At 70.3% G+C, this 14,812-nt stretch carries 19 protein-coding genes; 15 read left to right on the top strand and 4 right to left on the bottom strand.

Annotation, left to right across the window (positions count from 1 at the left end; translation table 11 throughout):
- Positions 1–20 precede the first annotated feature (20 nt).
- The 3 genes from VRZ77_RS12830 to VRZ77_RS12820 all read left to right on the top strand — a co-directional run bounded on the left by VRZ77_RS12830 (position 21) and on the right by VRZ77_RS12820 (position 2,760).
- Positions 21–596 carry a DUF1214 domain-containing protein gene (locus VRZ77_RS12830; RefSeq protein WP_414593048.1) on the top strand — a complete coding sequence of 192 codons (576 nt, stop codon included), beginning with the start codon at positions 21–23 and terminating at the stop codon, positions 594–596.
- 7 nt (positions 597–603) lie between these two features.
- A complete protein-coding gene (locus VRZ77_RS12825; protein ID WP_414593047.1) occupies positions 604–1,254 on the top strand; it encodes a DUF1254 domain-containing protein in 651 nt (216 codons plus the stop codon).
- A gap of 330 nt (positions 1,255–1,584) precedes the next feature.
- A complete protein-coding gene (locus tag VRZ77_RS12820; protein ID WP_414593046.1) occupies positions 1,585–2,760 on the top strand; it encodes a DUF2336 domain-containing protein in 1,176 nt (391 codons plus the stop codon).
- 22 nt (positions 2,761–2,782) lie between these two features.
- Here VRZ77_RS12820 and VRZ77_RS12815 read toward each other — a convergent pair whose 3' ends face one another.
- A complete protein-coding gene (locus VRZ77_RS12815) occupies positions 2,783–3,127 on the bottom strand; it encodes a DUF1491 family protein (RefSeq protein WP_414593045.1) in 345 nt (114 codons plus the stop codon).
- 9 nt (positions 3,128–3,136) lie between these two features.
- The gene (locus VRZ77_RS12810) at positions 3,137–3,862 is read right to left on the bottom strand and encodes a peptidoglycan-binding domain-containing protein (protein WP_414593044.1); all 726 of its coding nucleotides are present in this window, start codon (positions 3,860–3,862) and stop codon (positions 3,137–3,139) included.
- A 245-nt stretch (positions 3,863–4,107) separates the two neighbouring features.
- On the opposite strand from VRZ77_RS12810, the gene VRZ77_RS12805 reads away from it, so the two are divergent.
- From VRZ77_RS12805 to VRZ77_RS12750, 12 genes are all read left to right on the top strand, one after another.
- Positions 4,108–4,647, top strand: coding sequence for a DUF5330 domain-containing protein (locus tag VRZ77_RS12805; protein WP_414593043.1), 540 nt, complete (start codon positions 4,108–4,110; stop codon positions 4,645–4,647).
- A 151-nt stretch (positions 4,648–4,798) separates the two neighbouring features.
- On the top strand, positions 4,799–5,371 hold the full coding sequence (locus VRZ77_RS12800; RefSeq protein WP_414593042.1) for an NADPH-dependent FMN reductase: 573 nt from the start codon (positions 4,799–4,801) through the stop codon (positions 5,369–5,371).
- Entirely contained in the window at positions 5,352–6,062 is a 711-nt protein-coding gene (locus tag VRZ77_RS12795) for a TetR/AcrR family transcriptional regulator (RefSeq protein ID WP_414593110.1), read from the top strand. The genes VRZ77_RS12800 and VRZ77_RS12795 overlap by 20 nt, the downstream gene beginning before the upstream one ends.
- Before the next feature lie 371 nt (positions 6,063–6,433).
- Complete coding sequence (locus VRZ77_RS12790) at positions 6,434–6,910, top strand: hypothetical protein (RefSeq protein WP_414593041.1); 477 nt, start codon at positions 6,434–6,436, stop codon at positions 6,908–6,910.
- The gene (locus VRZ77_RS12785) at positions 6,879–8,189 is read left to right on the top strand and encodes a DNA-packaging protein (RefSeq protein WP_414593109.1); all 1,311 of its coding nucleotides are present in this window, start codon (positions 6,879–6,881) and stop codon (positions 8,187–8,189) included. Before VRZ77_RS12790 ends, VRZ77_RS12785 begins: the two co-directional genes overlap by 32 nt.
- A gap of 73 nt (positions 8,190–8,262) precedes the next feature.
- Positions 8,263–8,511, top strand: a complete 249-nt coding sequence (locus VRZ77_RS12780) for a hypothetical protein (protein WP_414593040.1) — start codon at positions 8,263–8,265, stop codon at positions 8,509–8,511.
- Positions 8,498–9,181 carry a Fic family protein gene (locus VRZ77_RS12775; protein ID WP_414593039.1) on the top strand — a complete coding sequence of 228 codons (684 nt, stop codon included), beginning with the start codon at positions 8,498–8,500 and terminating at the stop codon, positions 9,179–9,181. The genes VRZ77_RS12780 and VRZ77_RS12775 overlap by 14 nt, the downstream gene beginning before the upstream one ends.
- A gap of 110 nt (positions 9,182–9,291) precedes the next feature.
- Positions 9,292–10,461 carry a phage portal protein gene (locus VRZ77_RS12770; RefSeq protein ID WP_414593038.1) on the top strand — a complete coding sequence of 390 codons (1,170 nt, stop codon included), beginning with the start codon at positions 9,292–9,294 and terminating at the stop codon, positions 10,459–10,461.
- A 607-nt stretch (positions 10,462–11,068) separates the two neighbouring features.
- Complete coding sequence (locus VRZ77_RS12765; RefSeq protein ID WP_241620090.1) at positions 11,069–11,257, top strand: hypothetical protein; 189 nt, start codon at positions 11,069–11,071, stop codon at positions 11,255–11,257.
- A complete protein-coding gene (locus VRZ77_RS12760; RefSeq protein ID WP_414593037.1) occupies positions 11,254–11,439 on the top strand; it encodes a hypothetical protein in 186 nt (61 codons plus the stop codon). Before VRZ77_RS12765 ends, VRZ77_RS12760 begins: the two co-directional genes overlap by 4 nt.
- The gene (locus VRZ77_RS12755; RefSeq protein ID WP_414593036.1) at positions 11,436–12,011 is read left to right on the top strand and encodes an HK97 family phage prohead protease; all 576 of its coding nucleotides are present in this window, start codon (positions 11,436–11,438) and stop codon (positions 12,009–12,011) included. Before VRZ77_RS12760 ends, VRZ77_RS12755 begins: the two co-directional genes overlap by 4 nt.
- 92 nt (positions 12,012–12,103) lie before the next feature.
- Positions 12,104–13,360, top strand: coding sequence for a phage major capsid protein (locus VRZ77_RS12750; RefSeq protein WP_414593035.1), 1,257 nt, complete (start codon positions 12,104–12,106; stop codon positions 13,358–13,360).
- Positions 13,361–13,372: 12 nt separating this feature from the next.
- Here the strand turns inward: VRZ77_RS12750 and VRZ77_RS12745 are convergent, their stop codons facing one another.
- On the bottom strand, positions 13,373–13,924 hold the full coding sequence (locus VRZ77_RS12745) for a flavin reductase family protein (protein WP_414593034.1): 552 nt from the start codon (positions 13,922–13,924) through the stop codon (positions 13,373–13,375).
- 71 nt (positions 13,925–13,995) lie between these two features.
- A complete protein-coding gene (locus VRZ77_RS12740) occupies positions 13,996–14,775 on the bottom strand; it encodes a S1 family peptidase (RefSeq protein ID WP_414593033.1) in 780 nt (259 codons plus the stop codon).
- Positions 14,776–14,812 lie beyond the last annotated feature (37 nt).

Here is a 14,812-nt window from a genome sequence, read left to right as displayed (position 1 = left end):
CCAGCGGACCCTGCCAGACCTTGCGCGCACTGCTCCTGATACTGACCCTGCTGCTCGGCGCCGCCATCGGCCTCGGGCTGACCTGGACCACGACCATGGGCGGCTACGGCCCCGGCGTGGTGCAGGCCGGGCCGTGGCGGGTGTGGCCCAAGGCCGGCACCGAGGAGGCCGACCCCTATGCCCGCGCCGCGCTGGCGCGTACCGGCGAGCTGCCGCTGGAACTCGCCGACGGTCTCGCCTTTATCGCGACGCGGGACGATCAGGGCCGCGCGCTGGACGGGCGCTGCGAAATCCGGCTCGCCGGCGCGATCCCGCAGGCGCGCTACTGGACGCTGACGATCACCGACGCCGATGGCGGGCTGATCGAGCACAGTTCGGAACGCAACGGCTTCACCAGCTCCGAGGTGGTGTGGAACCGCGACGGCACGCTCGACGTCGCGCTCGGCCCCCGCGCGCGCGCCGGGAACTGGCTGCCGACCGGGGGCGCGCCCCGCATCGGCCTGACGCTCCGGCTCTACGACACGCCGTTCGGCCTCGCTACGCGCGACAGCGACGCCCCGGAAATGCCGCGTCTCATCACCGAGCGCTGCCCGTGAGACTGCCATGAACACGATTTCCCCACGCACCGCTCCCTCGCGCACCACCCCGTCCCGGTACACGCCGCGGCCGCCGACGCTGCTGAAGCGGCTGGCCGATTCCTGGCTCGGGCTGCGCTGGCTGGTGATGCCGGTGCTGGTGGCGCTGGTGCTGGGCGCGCTGGTGCATCTGATCACGGTGCTGATCCTGCCCTTCTATGCCGAGCAGGACGGCTATGCGCGCCTCGCCGCCGTGGGCGAGCCCAACGAGATGGTGCTGCTGGACGACCCTTCCGCCAAGAGCGGCGTGCTGCCCCGCATGGACCCCGCCTTCGTCACCGCCGTCTGCGTGTACGATCTCAGCGACGGCCCTTTGAAGGTGCGGGCCCCGGTGACCGAGGACTATGCCTCGATCTCGTTCTTCACCCGTCATGGCGTGCCGTTCTACGCGATCAACGACCGCAACGCCGGCCGTGACATGGTGGAACTCGACCTGATGAACGCCAAGCAGAAGGCGGGGTTGCCGGAGAATGACGAGGTGACGGCGGCCGACCGTCTGGTGGTCGAATCGCCGAGCGATCAGGGCATCGTCCTCGTGCGCGCGCTGGTGCGCGAACCGGGCGCGCGCGAGGGCGTCAGGTCGCTGGTCGGCACCGCGATGTGCGCGCCGGCATCATGACGGCGGGCGCGGCGCGGGAAGCTGCGCGGCCGGCTCATTCGCAAGCGCCGGCAGGCGCTGCACGACCTGAAGGATGACGATCTGCGCCTCCGCCGGCCGCAGGGGCGGGAGAGAGCCTTGCGGGAGCCGGCGCGGCCGGCGCATTTGAAACGGCACCACCGATCCCATTTCCGTCCTCCGCTGGGTCGTGCGAACCGGGTTTTTTCGCGGTACGGACCCAGTACGAACCATGATGGTTAACGGGTTTCTAACGTTCCGGCGGCTAGTCTGGTTTCAGCCGCCCCGTTCCTGGGCGCGCGGTGTCGATTTACCGGAAGACCCGTCCACGCAATGCCTGCCACCTTCGGCTCCGGCCTCAAAGTCCTGATCGATGATGCGCGCCGCCTGAACCAGGACACGCGCCCCGAACTGCTGCGCATGCTCGGCCGGCTCTACCTCGCCGCGCCGACCCATGATGCGACCGAGCAGGAGCGCTTCGCGACGCTGGCGATCCGGCTGATCGATGCCGTGGGGCCGTCCGTCGCCGCTCCTGTGGTGCGCAGTCTCGCCGAGCGGGCAGACCTGCCGCGCGAACTGGCGCTGCACCTCGCCAAGGGACCGCTGGCGCTGGCCGGGCCGATCCTGCGCCTGTCGCCGGTGCTGGAGGAGGACACGCTGCTGACCATCGCCAGCGCGGCGACCAAGGACCATCTGGCCGCGCTTTCGGTACGGCGCGACGTGTCGCCCGGCCTCGCCAAGATGCTGGCCTCGCTAATGCTCGGCGAGGCGGTTGCCGTGGGCGATGTCTCGGAGGTGGCGGACATCGCGGTGCCGATCGTGCCGGAGCCGGCTGTTCCCGAGTTGGCCGTTTCCGCGCCGGTCGTTCCCGAGCCGGTCGCTTCGGAGCCAGTCTCGGCCTTGGCGACCGAAGTCTCGCCGGCCGCCGTCATCGAGGCGCCGGCACCTGCCGTGCCGCGTCCGGCGATGGGACGGGCCGACTATCTTTCCGCGAGCCCGGAAGACCGGGCGCTGATCGTGCAGCGCCTCGTGACGCTGGCGCCGCTGCCGCTGGCCGAGCGCGTCGGTGCGCCGGGGCCGGACTTCACCGATGCCCTGCTGGAGGCCGCCCGCTGCGACGATGCGGCGGCGGTGGCCGCGCTGCTGGAGCAGGCGCTGGGCGTGAGCGCCGAGAATGCCGCGCGCATCGTTGCCGACGAGAGCGGGCAGGCGCTGGCGGTCGCGGCGCGGGCGCTCGGGCTCTCCTTCGCCATTCTCTCGCGCGTGCTGTTCCGGCTGCACCCGGTGACCGGGCGCTCGGCCGCCGACATGGCGCGGCTCGCCGACATGTTCGACGGGTTGCCCAATGCCAGCGCGCAGTATCTGGTGGCGTCGTGGCGCAGCGGGGCGAAACGTGCTCCGGCGCGGCAGGGTGAGGATGCGCCCTCGATGCGCGACTTCGCCATCGCCCGGCCGGCAGCCGCCAGCACCGCACCGGCAACGGAGAAGGCGGAGAAGCTGCGCTCCTGAGCCGCGCTCCGGTTCAAGCGTTTCAGTCTTTGGCGATTTCCAGGAAGTGCCGGCCCTCGCGGTCCTCGATCTCGACGAACCACAGGTCGGCATCATAGCCGAACTCGCGGCGCATCCGCTCCTCCACCTCGGGCTCGGGCGTGCCGGGCGGCAGACGCTGCTCGAAGAGGCGGTCGCCCGTGTCCTCCCGCGCGTCGAGCGAGGGCAAGGCCGGGGCATAGAGCGCGGCATTGCCGTCGAGCGTCGCCACCTTCACGAAGATCGCGCCGGCCTCGTCGGAACCATGACGGCGCACCGCCGCGAACGCGCCCGCGCCATTGGCGCGGCGGACCAGGGCGGCGACCCAGAAGGCGCTCTTGAGGCGCATGGTGCGGACCTATCGGATCGAGAAGCCGCCGACGGCATTGAGCTCGCGGATCAGCTTGTCGCTGATGTTTCCGGTCACGGGGAGGCGGCGGTCGCGCTCAAAGCGCTGGATCGCCTGCTCGGTAGCCGTTCCCGTGCGCCCATCGATGGGAACCGGGCCGTAGCCGATGCTGGCGAGGGCCTTCTGGATTTCCATGACCCGTGCCGACGCTCCGATTTCCGCCGGCGGACGGAAGGCCGCGGGGTTCTGCGTCGCGGCGGACGGAGCCGGCGTGCCGTAGAGCGGTACGGGAGCCTGCACCGGGGCTTGGACGGGCTGGGTCTGCACCGGGGCGGGCGGCTTCGGCGGCGGGGCCGCGGGCTTCACCGGGGGCAGCGGAATGCTGGGTGCGAGCACGATGGGCGCGGGAGCGGGCGGCGTTGCCTCCGGGGCGGACGCGGCCGGGGCGGATGCGGGCGGAGCGGGCTCGGCTGCGCGAAGCTCGGCCGGCGCGCTCCGGGGCACCGGAGCCGGCTTGGGGGCGGAGACCAGCGAGAACAGCGAGGTGATGTCGTCGCGACGGCCATTTTGCAGCGCCAGCGCGTTGAACAGCACGGCGGCCGAGGCGGCGGCGGCGAGGAAGACCATCAGCAGGTCGGACCGGCGTCGCTCGCTGCGCGGGACATAATCGGCGAGGCGTCCGCCTTCGAGGCCGATATCGTTCGCCAGCAGATCGCTCGCATAGGAACGGGGCATGAAGCAGCCTGAAAATGATTGGCGCGCCGTTGGGCGCTCGATGAAACGACTGTGCCACAGGGGCCTTAAGCGAACCCTAAAACCGGCATCGTGCTTAACATCGGCTTTCCGCGATCGCGCGAATTCGAACGATCCCGGCATCGGATGAGCAACGCCTTGCGTTTATTATGTTCTGGCTGGCATTCCGGGCCGCGGCGCAAGGGGCGTCCCGCGGCAGACGACCGTCGACCTTCGCGAGACCTGTCATGTTCTTTCTGTTGCGCGTGGCATTCTGGCTGACCCTCGTGTTCCTGCTGCTGCCGGGGCTTTCCGGCAACTCGGGCAGCGGGCGGAGCGTGGAGGGCGAACACGCGGCGTCGACCCCGGCACAACAGCCCAAGGTCGGGGAGCAGCCCAAGGTTGGAGCTTTGGAGGCGCTGGGGGCGGCGTCCTCCGCTGTCGCGGATGCCGGGGGATTCTGCACCCGCCAGCCGCAGGCCTGCGCCATCGGTTCCCAGATCATCGACATGCTTGGCGAGCGGGCTCAAGCCGGAGCCCAACTTGTGCTCGGCTATATCACCGAGCAGATCGCCGAGCAGAAGCGACGGGTGGCCGAGCGCGCGGCCGGATCTTCCGCCGCCGACACGCTGAACGCGCACGACCTGAGCCCAGCCTGGCAGGGCGCGCGTCCTGCCGCGGCCGGATCAGAGGTTCCCGCCCGCGCCACCGAGCCGGAGCCGGCTTCCGCCTCCCGCGACGCGCCCGCCGCGCCGCCGGTGCCGCTGCCGCCCAAGAAGCCGGCCTGATCGGCGCCGCCGTCGGCGCTTTTCGGCGTGCCATTGCGAAAATGCACGGGCTGGAATGCCGTCGAAGCCGTTTCCGATGCCGGAGCGGGATGATACTGAAGGGTATCATCTGGCCCATGCGCGGCCATGCTCGGCAGGAGAGTTCAGACCCATGTCCACCCGTCCCAAGATTCTCGGCATCTCCGGCAGCCTGCGCGCCGCCTCGTTCTCGACGGCGCTACTGGAGGCGCTCAAACACGCGCTGGCCGACAAGGCCGACCTCACGGTTTTCCGGCTCAACGACGTGCCGTTCTACAATCAGGACGAGGACAACGCGACGCCGCCGGCCGGGGCCGTGGCCCTGCGCGCCGCGATCGCTGCCGCGGACGGCATCATCGTCGCCTCGCCGGAATATAATTACGGCACCTCCGGCGCGATGAAGAATGCCATCGACTGGGGCTCGCGCCCCTATGCCAAGGGCGCGCTGATCGGCAAGCCGACCCTGGTGCTCACCTCCTCCCCCGGTTCCACCGGCGGCATCCGCGCGCAGGCGCAGCTTCGCGAGACGCTCTCGGCCACGGGTGCGCGGGTGGTGACCTATCCGCACCTCGCCGTGCCGGGCGTCGCCGACAAGGTGAAGGACGGCGTGTTCACCGACGAGAAGACCCGCGACTTCCTGCTTGGCGGCGTCGACGCGCTGCTGAAGGAGATCGAACTGGTCGGCTATTTCAAGCAGGGGGCCTGACACGGCTGCCGACGACCATAGCGACGCGGGTGAGCCGAACCTCCCCGCGTCGGATGTCTCCCCGGCGACGGCCGGGCGGCGGGCTCTCGCTCGTCGCACCGGCCGCGGCCATGCCACCTGCGACCGGCTGCGCGCCACGGCGGCCTGCCTTTTCGTCACCCGTGGCTATGACCGGGTGAGCCTCGACGCGATCGTGCGTCAGGCCGGGGGCTCCAAGACCAATATCTACGCTTTCTTCGGCGGCAAGGAGGGGCTGTTCCTTGCCGCCATCGAGCACGCCTGCGGGCAGATCCTCGCGCCGTTCCATGAGGTGGAGCTCGACGGGCTGGAGCTGGAAGCCGGGCTGGCGCGGCTTGGCGAGGCGCTGCTCGATCTCCTGCTGACGCCGCGCCATCTCGCGCTGTTTCGCCTCGTGATCGGGGAGACCGGGAGGTTTCCGCAGCTCGGCGCGCTCTGGTATCGCAGCGGGCCGGGGCTGACGCAGGGGCGGATGGCGGCGTTCATCCGCGCGCGGCACCCCGGCATTGACGAGGCCCACGGGGCGGACCTCGCCCGGATGTTCCACGACATGGCGGTGCAGGACCTGCTGCATCGCGCGCTTTTTGCGTCGGAACGGCCCTCCGCGCAGGACTGCCGGCGTATCGTCGCGCAGGCGGCGGCGCTGGTGGCGCGGGAGCTTGAGCCTGGCTGACACTACCCGAACTCGCGGTCGCCGAGGCTGCTGCGGGGCGAGGTGGGCGTGCCGTGTGGATCTCCCGCGCCGGGCGGCCGCCTTCAAGAGTGGGAGGGGCATGCCGGGAACCATCGCACCGCGCTATGGGAAGGATCGCTGACCCGACCTGCAATTGTACCGGCAGGAAGGCCTCCCAACCGCTGTAAGGAAATTTGCTCACGATAGGAATAAAGTCATTGACAGCGTAACGCTGCCGGGGTAGCTTTTGGCCATGCTCCACAAATGCGTCCGGGGCCGGCGGGCTGCCGGACGGGGACGAGGCTTTTCGAGGCCGGCACCGATCGCTTCAGGATCGGGCGCCGGCCTTTTTCATTTCGGGGAGAGTGTCGATGGCATCCTCAGGTTCCGATTCCGCCGCAACCCCGACCGAGACGGCGCGGCGGCTCTACGAGGACACGCGCGTGCCGCTGAAGGACGTGGCGGCGCAGCTCGGTATCTCGCCGCGCTCACTGTTTCGCCGGGCGCGTAAATGGGGGTGGGCCCGCCATCCGGGCGGCATTCCCGCCAACCCGCTGCCGCGCCGGACGCTGATCGCCCGGCTGGTGGCGCGGATCGAGGCGGAGATCGCCGCCGTCGAGCGCCTCGTCGCCCGCGCCGGGCTGGAGGTCGAGGGCGGGGTCGCCGCCGACACCGAGCGCGCGGCGCGTACGCTGGCGGTGCTGGTGCGCTCGCTGCGCGAACTCGCGGCGCTGGAGCGCGGCGAGGACAACGAGATCGACGACGAGGAGATGCCGCGTGACGCAGGAGCCTACCGACGCGAGCTTGCGGCAACTCTTGAACGCGTGCTGGCGGACCGGACGGCTTGACGCCGCGCTCGACGCGCTCTCACCGGAGCTGGCGCAGTGGCTGCTGCACTGCTGGCCGCTGCTCGGCCGCCCGGCGCAGATGGCCCCGGACAAGGCGCAGGGCGGCGGCGACTGGACCATCTGGCTGATGCTGGGCGGGCGCGGCGCCGGCAAGACGCGGGCGGGCGCCGAATGGGTGCGCGCGCTGGCGACCGGCGCGCAGGGCCCGGCGGCGGGGCGCATCGCGCTGGTGGCGGAGAGCCTCTCCGACCTGCGCGAGGTGATGGTGGAGGGGGTCTCCGGCCTGCTCGCCGTGCACCCGCGCCAGGAGCGCCCGCAATGGGAGCCGACGCGCCGCCGGCTGGTCTGGCCCAATGGGGCGATCGCGCAGGGCTTTTCCGCCGACGACCCGGAAAGCCTGCGCGGCCCGCAATTCGACGCCGCCTGGTGCGACGAGCTGGCGAAATGGCGCTATGCCGAGGCCGCCTTCGACATGCTGCAATTCGGGCTGCGGCTCGGGACCCATCCCCGCCAGATGGTGACCACCACGCCGCGCCCGACCGCCCTCATCCGCCGCCTGCTCGCTGACCCGCGCTGCGCCGTGACGCGGATGGCCACGGTGGAGAACGCCGTCCACCTCGCGCCGACCTTTCTGGAGGGCGTGGTGGGCCGCTATGCCGGCACGCGGCTCGGGCGGCAGGAGCTCGACGGCGACCTGGTCGAGGACCGGCCGGACGCGCTGTGGCGCCGCGCGGCGATCGAGGAGGCGCGGGAGGACGAGGCACCGCCGCTCACGCGCATCGTGGTCGCGGTGGACCCGCCCGCCTCCTCGCGCAAGGGGGCGGATGCCTGCGGCATCGTCGCCGCCGGGCTCGACGGCGAGGGCATGGTGCATGTGCTGGCCGACGAGAGCGCGCACGGGCTGACGCCGAGCCAGTGGGGGGCGCGGGTGGTGGCGCTGCATCACCGGCTCGCCGCCGACCGCGTGGTGGTGGAGGTGAACCAGGGCGGGGAGATGGTGCGTACCATCCTCGCCACGCTCGACGACGGCGTGCCGGTGAGCGAGGTGCGGGCGACGCGCGGCAAATGGCTGCGCGCCGAGCCGGTGGCCGCGCTCTACGAACGCGGCCGCGTGCGCCACGCCGGGGCGTTTCCCGCGCTGGAGGACGAGATGTGCGACTTTGGAACCGGCGGCCTCTCCTCTGGCCGCTCCCCGGACCGCATGGACGCGCTGGTCTGGGCGATCACCGCGCTGGCGCTGGGCCCGAAGGAAACGGCGCCGCGGGTGAGGCGGGTGTGAGGGGGGATGTGGCTTATTTGCCAAATTGGCAACTTTCGGGAAAGGGCCCATATACCAAGCTTGCGAATTGAAGATGCCGAATCTGGAATGGTTCAGTTCGGGCATTTCTCAAGGCTGCATCGTGCGGGAGGCCGAAATGACCAATGATTTGAAGAAGCTGATCGAGGCGGCCAAGCGCGTGGAGCCCACTGCGGAGCATCGCGAACAGCAGCGTCGCAGCTTTGCTTATGGAAATACCTCGTTCGAGAATGATCGCATCACGCGCGACATGGTGAATGAGCAGGCCGAAAAATTGGCGAGGCAGGTGCGTGACGGACAGTGAGACGCCGGCTCAGCGCCATAGCCGCGCCGATGAAGCCGAACTGATCACCGATCCTGTCAAGAAAGCGGAAGCGGAGGCCCGTAACGGCCTCCGCCAGTATGATGCCGGGTTGGCGATGATCCAAGCCGCATTGGACAGGGGTGGCGCCTTCAAGTTACGCGTTTCTCATCTCCTCGGATTGCAGCGAGAAGCGCTGGCTGGCATCAGCAGCTATGCAGGCAATTTCCGGCCGGCCGGAGTAGCGATCGAAGGTAGCAAACACGAGCCGCCTGGCTCGCATGTGGTGCCGGAACTGATCGAAGAGCTCTGCGATTATGTGAATGATCATTGGGATCGGACGGCGATCCACCTTGCTTCTTATGTGATGTGGCGCCTGAACTGGATTCATCCGTTCGCCGATGGCAACGGACGCACTTCGCGCATCACCTCCTATGTGGTGCTCTGCATCCGCCTTGGCGCCGTGCTGCCGGGACTGCCGACCATTCCCGACCAGATCACCAAGAATCGACAACCCTATTTCGACGCGCTGGACGCCGCCGACGCGGCATTCCGCGACGGCCGGATCGACGTGTCGAAGATGGAAGAACTGCTCTCCGCAATGCTCGCCAAGCAGCTTCACGGAGCTTATCAGCAGGCAGGGGGCATCTCCTCCGACGACCAAGATCATTGATTTCGACCGGCTTCTATCTGGCGCGAAGCCGCCTGACCCCTCTCCACCTACCCGACCCTTCCCATCAAGCCCGGCTCGCGCCGGGCTTTTTCATTTTCTGGAGCTTCCTCATGCCGCTTCGCCTGCCGTTTCGCTCCCGCCCGCAGGCCCCGGCCGAGGTCAAGGCCTCGCGGACCGGGGGGCTGGTGGCGCTGCTGTCCGGGCATCGTGCGTGCTGGACGCCGCGCGATTATGGGGCGCTGGCCCGCGAGGGTTATCAGCGCAACGCCATCGCCCATCGCTGCGTGCGGATGATCGCCGAGAGCGCGGGGCAGGTGGTGTTCACGCTGATGGAGGCGGGCCGCGAGCCGGACAGCCACCCGCTCGCCGCGCTGCTGGCCCGGCCCAACCCGCAGATGAGCGGGCCGGTGCTGATGGAGGCGCTGAGCGCGCATCTGCTGCTCTCCGGCAATGGCTATGTCGAGGCGGTGAGCCTGGAGGGGCGGGTGCGCGAACTCCATGTGCTGCGGCCCGACCGCATGCGCGTGGTGCCCGGCGCCGATGGCTGGGCGGCGGCCTATGACTACACGGCCGGCGGGCAGAGCGTGCGTTTCCAGCAGGAGGTCGCGGGAGCTGGCGCGGTTCCGCCGATCCTGCACATCGCGCTGTTCAACCCGCTGGACGACCATTACGGGGCGCCTCCGCTGGAGGCGGCGCAGATCGCGCTCGACATCCACAACGCCGCCGGCGCCTGGAACAAGGCGCTGCTCGACAATGCCGCGCGGCCTTCCGGCGCGCTGGTCTATGGCGGGGCGGGCAATCTCTCGGACGAGCAGTTCGAGCGGCTGAAGGAGGAACTGGAGAGCAATTTCTCCGGCACCGGCAATGCCGGACGTCCACTGCTGCTGGAAGGCGGGCTCGACTGGCGCCCGCTCTCGCTCTCGCCCAAGGACATGGACTTTCTGGAGGCGCGCAACGCCGCGGCGCGCGAGATCGCGCTGGCCTTCGGCGTGCCGCCCATGCTGCTCGGCATTCCGGGCGACGCGACCTACGCCAATTACGCCGAGGCCAACCGGGTGTTCTGGCGCCAGACCGTGCTGCCCATGGCGCGCCGGATCGGCGCCGCGCTCGCCGGCTGGCTGGCGCCGGCCTATGGCACCGGGCCGCTGACGCTGGAGCCGGACCTCGACGCCGTGGAGGCGCTCTCCACCGAGCGCGAGGCGCTGTGGCGACGGGTCTCGGAGGCTGGTTTCCTCACCGATGAGGAGAAGCGGCAGGCGGTGGGATACGGGGTGGGGTGAAGGCGGGAGCCAAGGCGCCGTCATCCCCGGATGCGCGTCCCCGCGCCGCGTCGCGGTGAATCGAGGTCGCGGGCCGGATGGCCGCGCCCCGTCGTTGACCCTCCCGGCGCTACGGGCGGGATGAAGTTTGAGTGAGGCGGGTTCCGTGCGGGGCTGCCCGGCCTCGGCTCTCTCACCGGCGGGGAGCGGTCGGGACACCCACTTGCGGATGTAGGGAGACACCCGCGGCGGCATACACCTCGTGCCGAAGGGGTGGGCGGGTTGCCATGTTCAGCGGCTCATACCGGGCACGCGGTGATCGGGGATCGCGGGCCGGATGGCCGCGCCGGCTTCGGACAATCCCGGCGCTGCTGGCGGGATGAGGCTTGAGTGGGGCGGGTTCCGTGCAGGGCTGTCCGGTATCGGCCCCTCACCCCGGCCCTCTCCCCGACAGGAGGGGAGCAAAGTGCGCTTAGGGACATCCCCGTGCTCGTCGGCGCCATGCGCGCCAAGGCGGCGCGCAATGAACGGGGCTTTCTCGGCTCCCTCCGGGGCGCAGTGATTGCCATGGTCCCACCCGGGGCGTCTCGGCAGTGCCCATACCGATCGCATCAGGAAAGGCGCGCGCATGCAGACCCTCATCGAGGCTTTCGCCGCGCGGGGCGATCTGGGCCATCTCGCGCTGCTGATGTGGGCGCTCGGCGCCTCCGGCTTTGCCTGGGCCGCCTTTCGTGAGCTCGGCGCGGCGGTGCGCCGCTTCGACGATTTCGTGCGCGAGATCGCGCGCTTCAACAGCCAGTTCGGAGACGATCCATGACCGGCACACCCCGAATCCGGGCGTTTCTGCCCGGCAAGTTCCACCGGCTCGCGCCGAAGCTGCCGGCGCCCACCCGCGCGGGCGACGTGCCGCAGGTGTTCCGCCAGTTCGCCCGCACGCTCGGCAAGCTGGAGCGCGCGGCAGCCACCCGCAAGCCGGGCGGACAGGGAGAGGGCGCATGAGCCTCGGTGTTTCCCGCCGCTTCGCGCCCTCGCTGGAGACCAAAGCCTCGGCCGGGGCGCTCGCCGCGATCCAGCCGGACGGCAGCTTCGAGGGCTATGCCGCGCTGTTCGGCCGGGTCGATCTCGGGCGCGACATGATCCTGCCCGGGGCCTTCGCCCGCTCGCTCGCCGAACGCGGGACGCAAGGGGTGCGCATGCTGTTCCAGCATGACCCGGCCGAGCCGATCGGCACCTGGACCGAGATTGCCGAGGATGGGCGCGGCCTGTTCGTGCGCGGCCGGCTGACGCTGGATGTCGCCCGCGCCCGCGAGGTGCTGGCGCTGATGCGCTCGGGCGCGCTCGACGGGCTCTCCATCGGCTTCCGCGCCGTGGAAGGGCGCACCGATCCGCGCTCGAAGGTGCGGCGGCTCGCCCGGATCGACCTATGGGAAATCTCGGTGGTGACCTTTCCCAAGCAGCCCGATGCGCGGATCGCCGGGGTCAAGCGCGCCGGCGGCTCGCTCGCCGCCGCGATCCGGCGGGGCGCGCGGCGGCTGCGGGCGCTGCCGGGGCTTTCGCCGCTGCCGGCGTGAGGCGTGTGAAGCCTGCGACTGCGATGTAGGACCGATCCCCGGGTCAAGCCCGGCGATGACGGCATGTTTGTTTCTTCTTTCCGAACAAGGATATGAGCCACATGACCCTTCGTACTCCCGCTCCCGAAGTGAAGTCCGCCGGCCCGGAAGTCTCGGCGGCCTTCGAGGAATTCATGGGCGCCTTCGAGGCGTTCAAGGACGCCAACGACCAGCGGCTCGGCGAGCTGGAACGTCGCGGCGTCGATGCGGTGACGCTCGACAAGGTGGAGCGCATCAATGCCGCGCTCGACAGCCAGAAGGCGCTGATCGACGAGCTGGTGCTCAAGTCGCGCCGGCCGGGTCTCGGCGGGCGCGCCGACATGGTGGCGGACCTCGCCGCCCGCGAGCACAAGGCGGCGTTCGATGCCTATGTCCGGCTCGGCGAGGCCTCGGGGCTCAAGCGCATCGAGGCCAAGGCGATGTCGGCCGGTGTCGGCGCGGATGGCGGCTATGTCGTGCCGAGCGAGACCGAGCGCGAGATCGGCAAGCGCCTCACGGCGCTCTCCCCGATCCGCGCCATCGCCGATGTGCGCGTGATTTCCGGCGGCACCTACAAGAAGCCGTTCATGACCTCCGGCCCGGCGGTGGGCTGGGTCGCCGAGACCGCCGCCCGCCCGCAGACCACCAGCCCGGTGCTGGCCGAGCTCGCCTTCCCGGCGATGGAGCTCTACGCCATGCCGGCGGCGACGCAGACCCTGCTCGACGACGCGGCGGTCAATCTCGACGAGTGGCTGGCGATCGAGGTCGAGGCCGCCTTCGCCTCGCAGGAGGGTACCGCCTTCGTGACCGGCGACGGCGTGAACAAGCCGAAGGGCTTCCTCTCCTACACCAGCGTCGACGAGAGCGCCTGGGAATGGGGCAAGCTGGGCTTCATCGCCACCGGCGCGGCCGGCGACTTCCCGGCCGCCAACCCGTCCGATCCGCTGGTCGATCTCGTTTATGCGCTGAAGGCCGGCTATCGCCAGAACGGCAGCTTCGTGATGAACCGCCGCACGCAAGGCGCGGTGCGCAAGCTGAAGGACGAGAACGGCCAGTATCTGTGGGCGCCGCCGACCGCGCCGGGCGCGCAGCCGAGTCTCTTGGGCTTCCCGGTCCACGAGGCCGAGGACATGCCCTCGATCGGCAATAACAGCCTGTCAATCGCCTTCGGCGACTTCCGCCGCGGCTATCTGGTGGTCGACCGCGCCGGGGTGCGGGTGCTGCGCGACCCCTATTCGGCCAAGCCCTATGTGCTGTTCTACACCACCAAGCGCGTGGGCGGCGGCGTGCAGGACTTCGACGCGATCAAGCTGCTGAAGTTCGCGGCGTGAGCCTTCGCCCGCTCAGGGCATGCGGGAGTCGATGAGGATCTCCTCGCCATCCACCCTGAACCGGCCATAGCCGGCATGGTGGATGGTGCGGGGCGCCTCGCGCTTCGGGTCGATCCACGCCGCGACCACCTCCAGCACGAACAGGCTGTAGCGGTTCACCAGGCGGGTATCGACCACCCGACATTCCAGATTGGCGAAGCACTCGCCGATCAGCGGCGCGGCGACCTTTTCGGCCGGCAGCGCCGTGAGGCCGAAGCGGGCGAACTTGTCGACGTGCGCGCCGGAGCAATTGCCGATGCCGACCACGGTGTCGGCAAGCTCCACCGGCGGGATGGCGATGACGCAGTCGCGCGTTGCCTTCAGCGCGGCGAAGGAATGGTCACCGGGGCTGACGATGCAGGCGATGAGCGGCGGGGTGAACTCCACCATCATGTGCCAGGACATGGTCATGACATTGGGCGTGCCGGCGCGGGAGGTGGCAAGCAACACCACCGGGCCGGGCTCGATGAGCTGGTAGACGCGCCCGAGCGGGTAAGGCGCAAAACGCGGCGTCGCATGGGGCATGGCCGACCTCCCTGTTGTCAGGATAGGCGCGGGCGCCGTGTCGTCCTTGATGCAGGATAAGCCGGGACCGCTCAGTTCCCCATCGACCGCGCGGTCGCGTCGATCCAGGCGCGCTGCGGGCCGACCAGCGTCGCGCCGGTGACGCCGCCACAGCCGCGCGCACCGCCCGCTGCCGTCGACCAGCCGATGATGCCGGCCACCGTGCCGTCGAGAAACACCGGGCCGCCGCTGTCGCCGGTGCAGCCGCCTTTCGCCGCGCCGTCGGACAGGCGGATCATGATGCCGCCCGTGGTGCCGATGCTTGGCAGATCGACGGTGCGCAGGGTGCCGGCCGAGGCGCCGTCGCCATCGCGCGCGACGCCGAAGCCGGCGAGCGTGAAGCCGGTGCGCCGCGCCGGCAGCGCCACCTCCGCCGACAGGCTGGCCGGGCGGAATGAGGTGGGGAGCCGCGAGGCCAGCTTGACCAAGGCGAGGTCCGGCGTCGGGCGCCGGGTCTCGAACGAATTCGGATCGAAGCGCGGATGCAGCGCGATGCGGGTGATCGGGATCAGCCGGGGCGTGCCGGCCTCGAACACCACCACCGCGTAATCCGCCGCCGGCTGCACGCAATGCGCCGCGGTGAGCACCACGCTCGGCACGACAACGACGCCGGTGCAGGAGGCGCCGCGTGTCGAGACGATCATCGCGGTCTGCGCCGCCAGGTCACGCGACGCGGGCGCGCCCCCGACAATGGCCTGCGCCGGCGGAGCCAGACCCGGAGCGAGCAGGACGCCGAGCGCGAGCGCGGCGGAAAGCGGCCGGGCAAGGCGGCGGGGCAGAGGGCGGGAGAGGAAGCGGTCGAGGCGGAGCATGGGCGGTTCCGGCGTGGAGCTGAGCGCCGTTCTCGCC

Source organism: Ancylobacter sp. G4_0304 (genome assembly GCF_047501495.1).
GTDB lineage: Bacteria > Pseudomonadota > Alphaproteobacteria > Rhizobiales > Xanthobacteraceae > Ancylobacter.
This window is presented reverse-complemented; position numbering and strand designations above follow the sequence as displayed.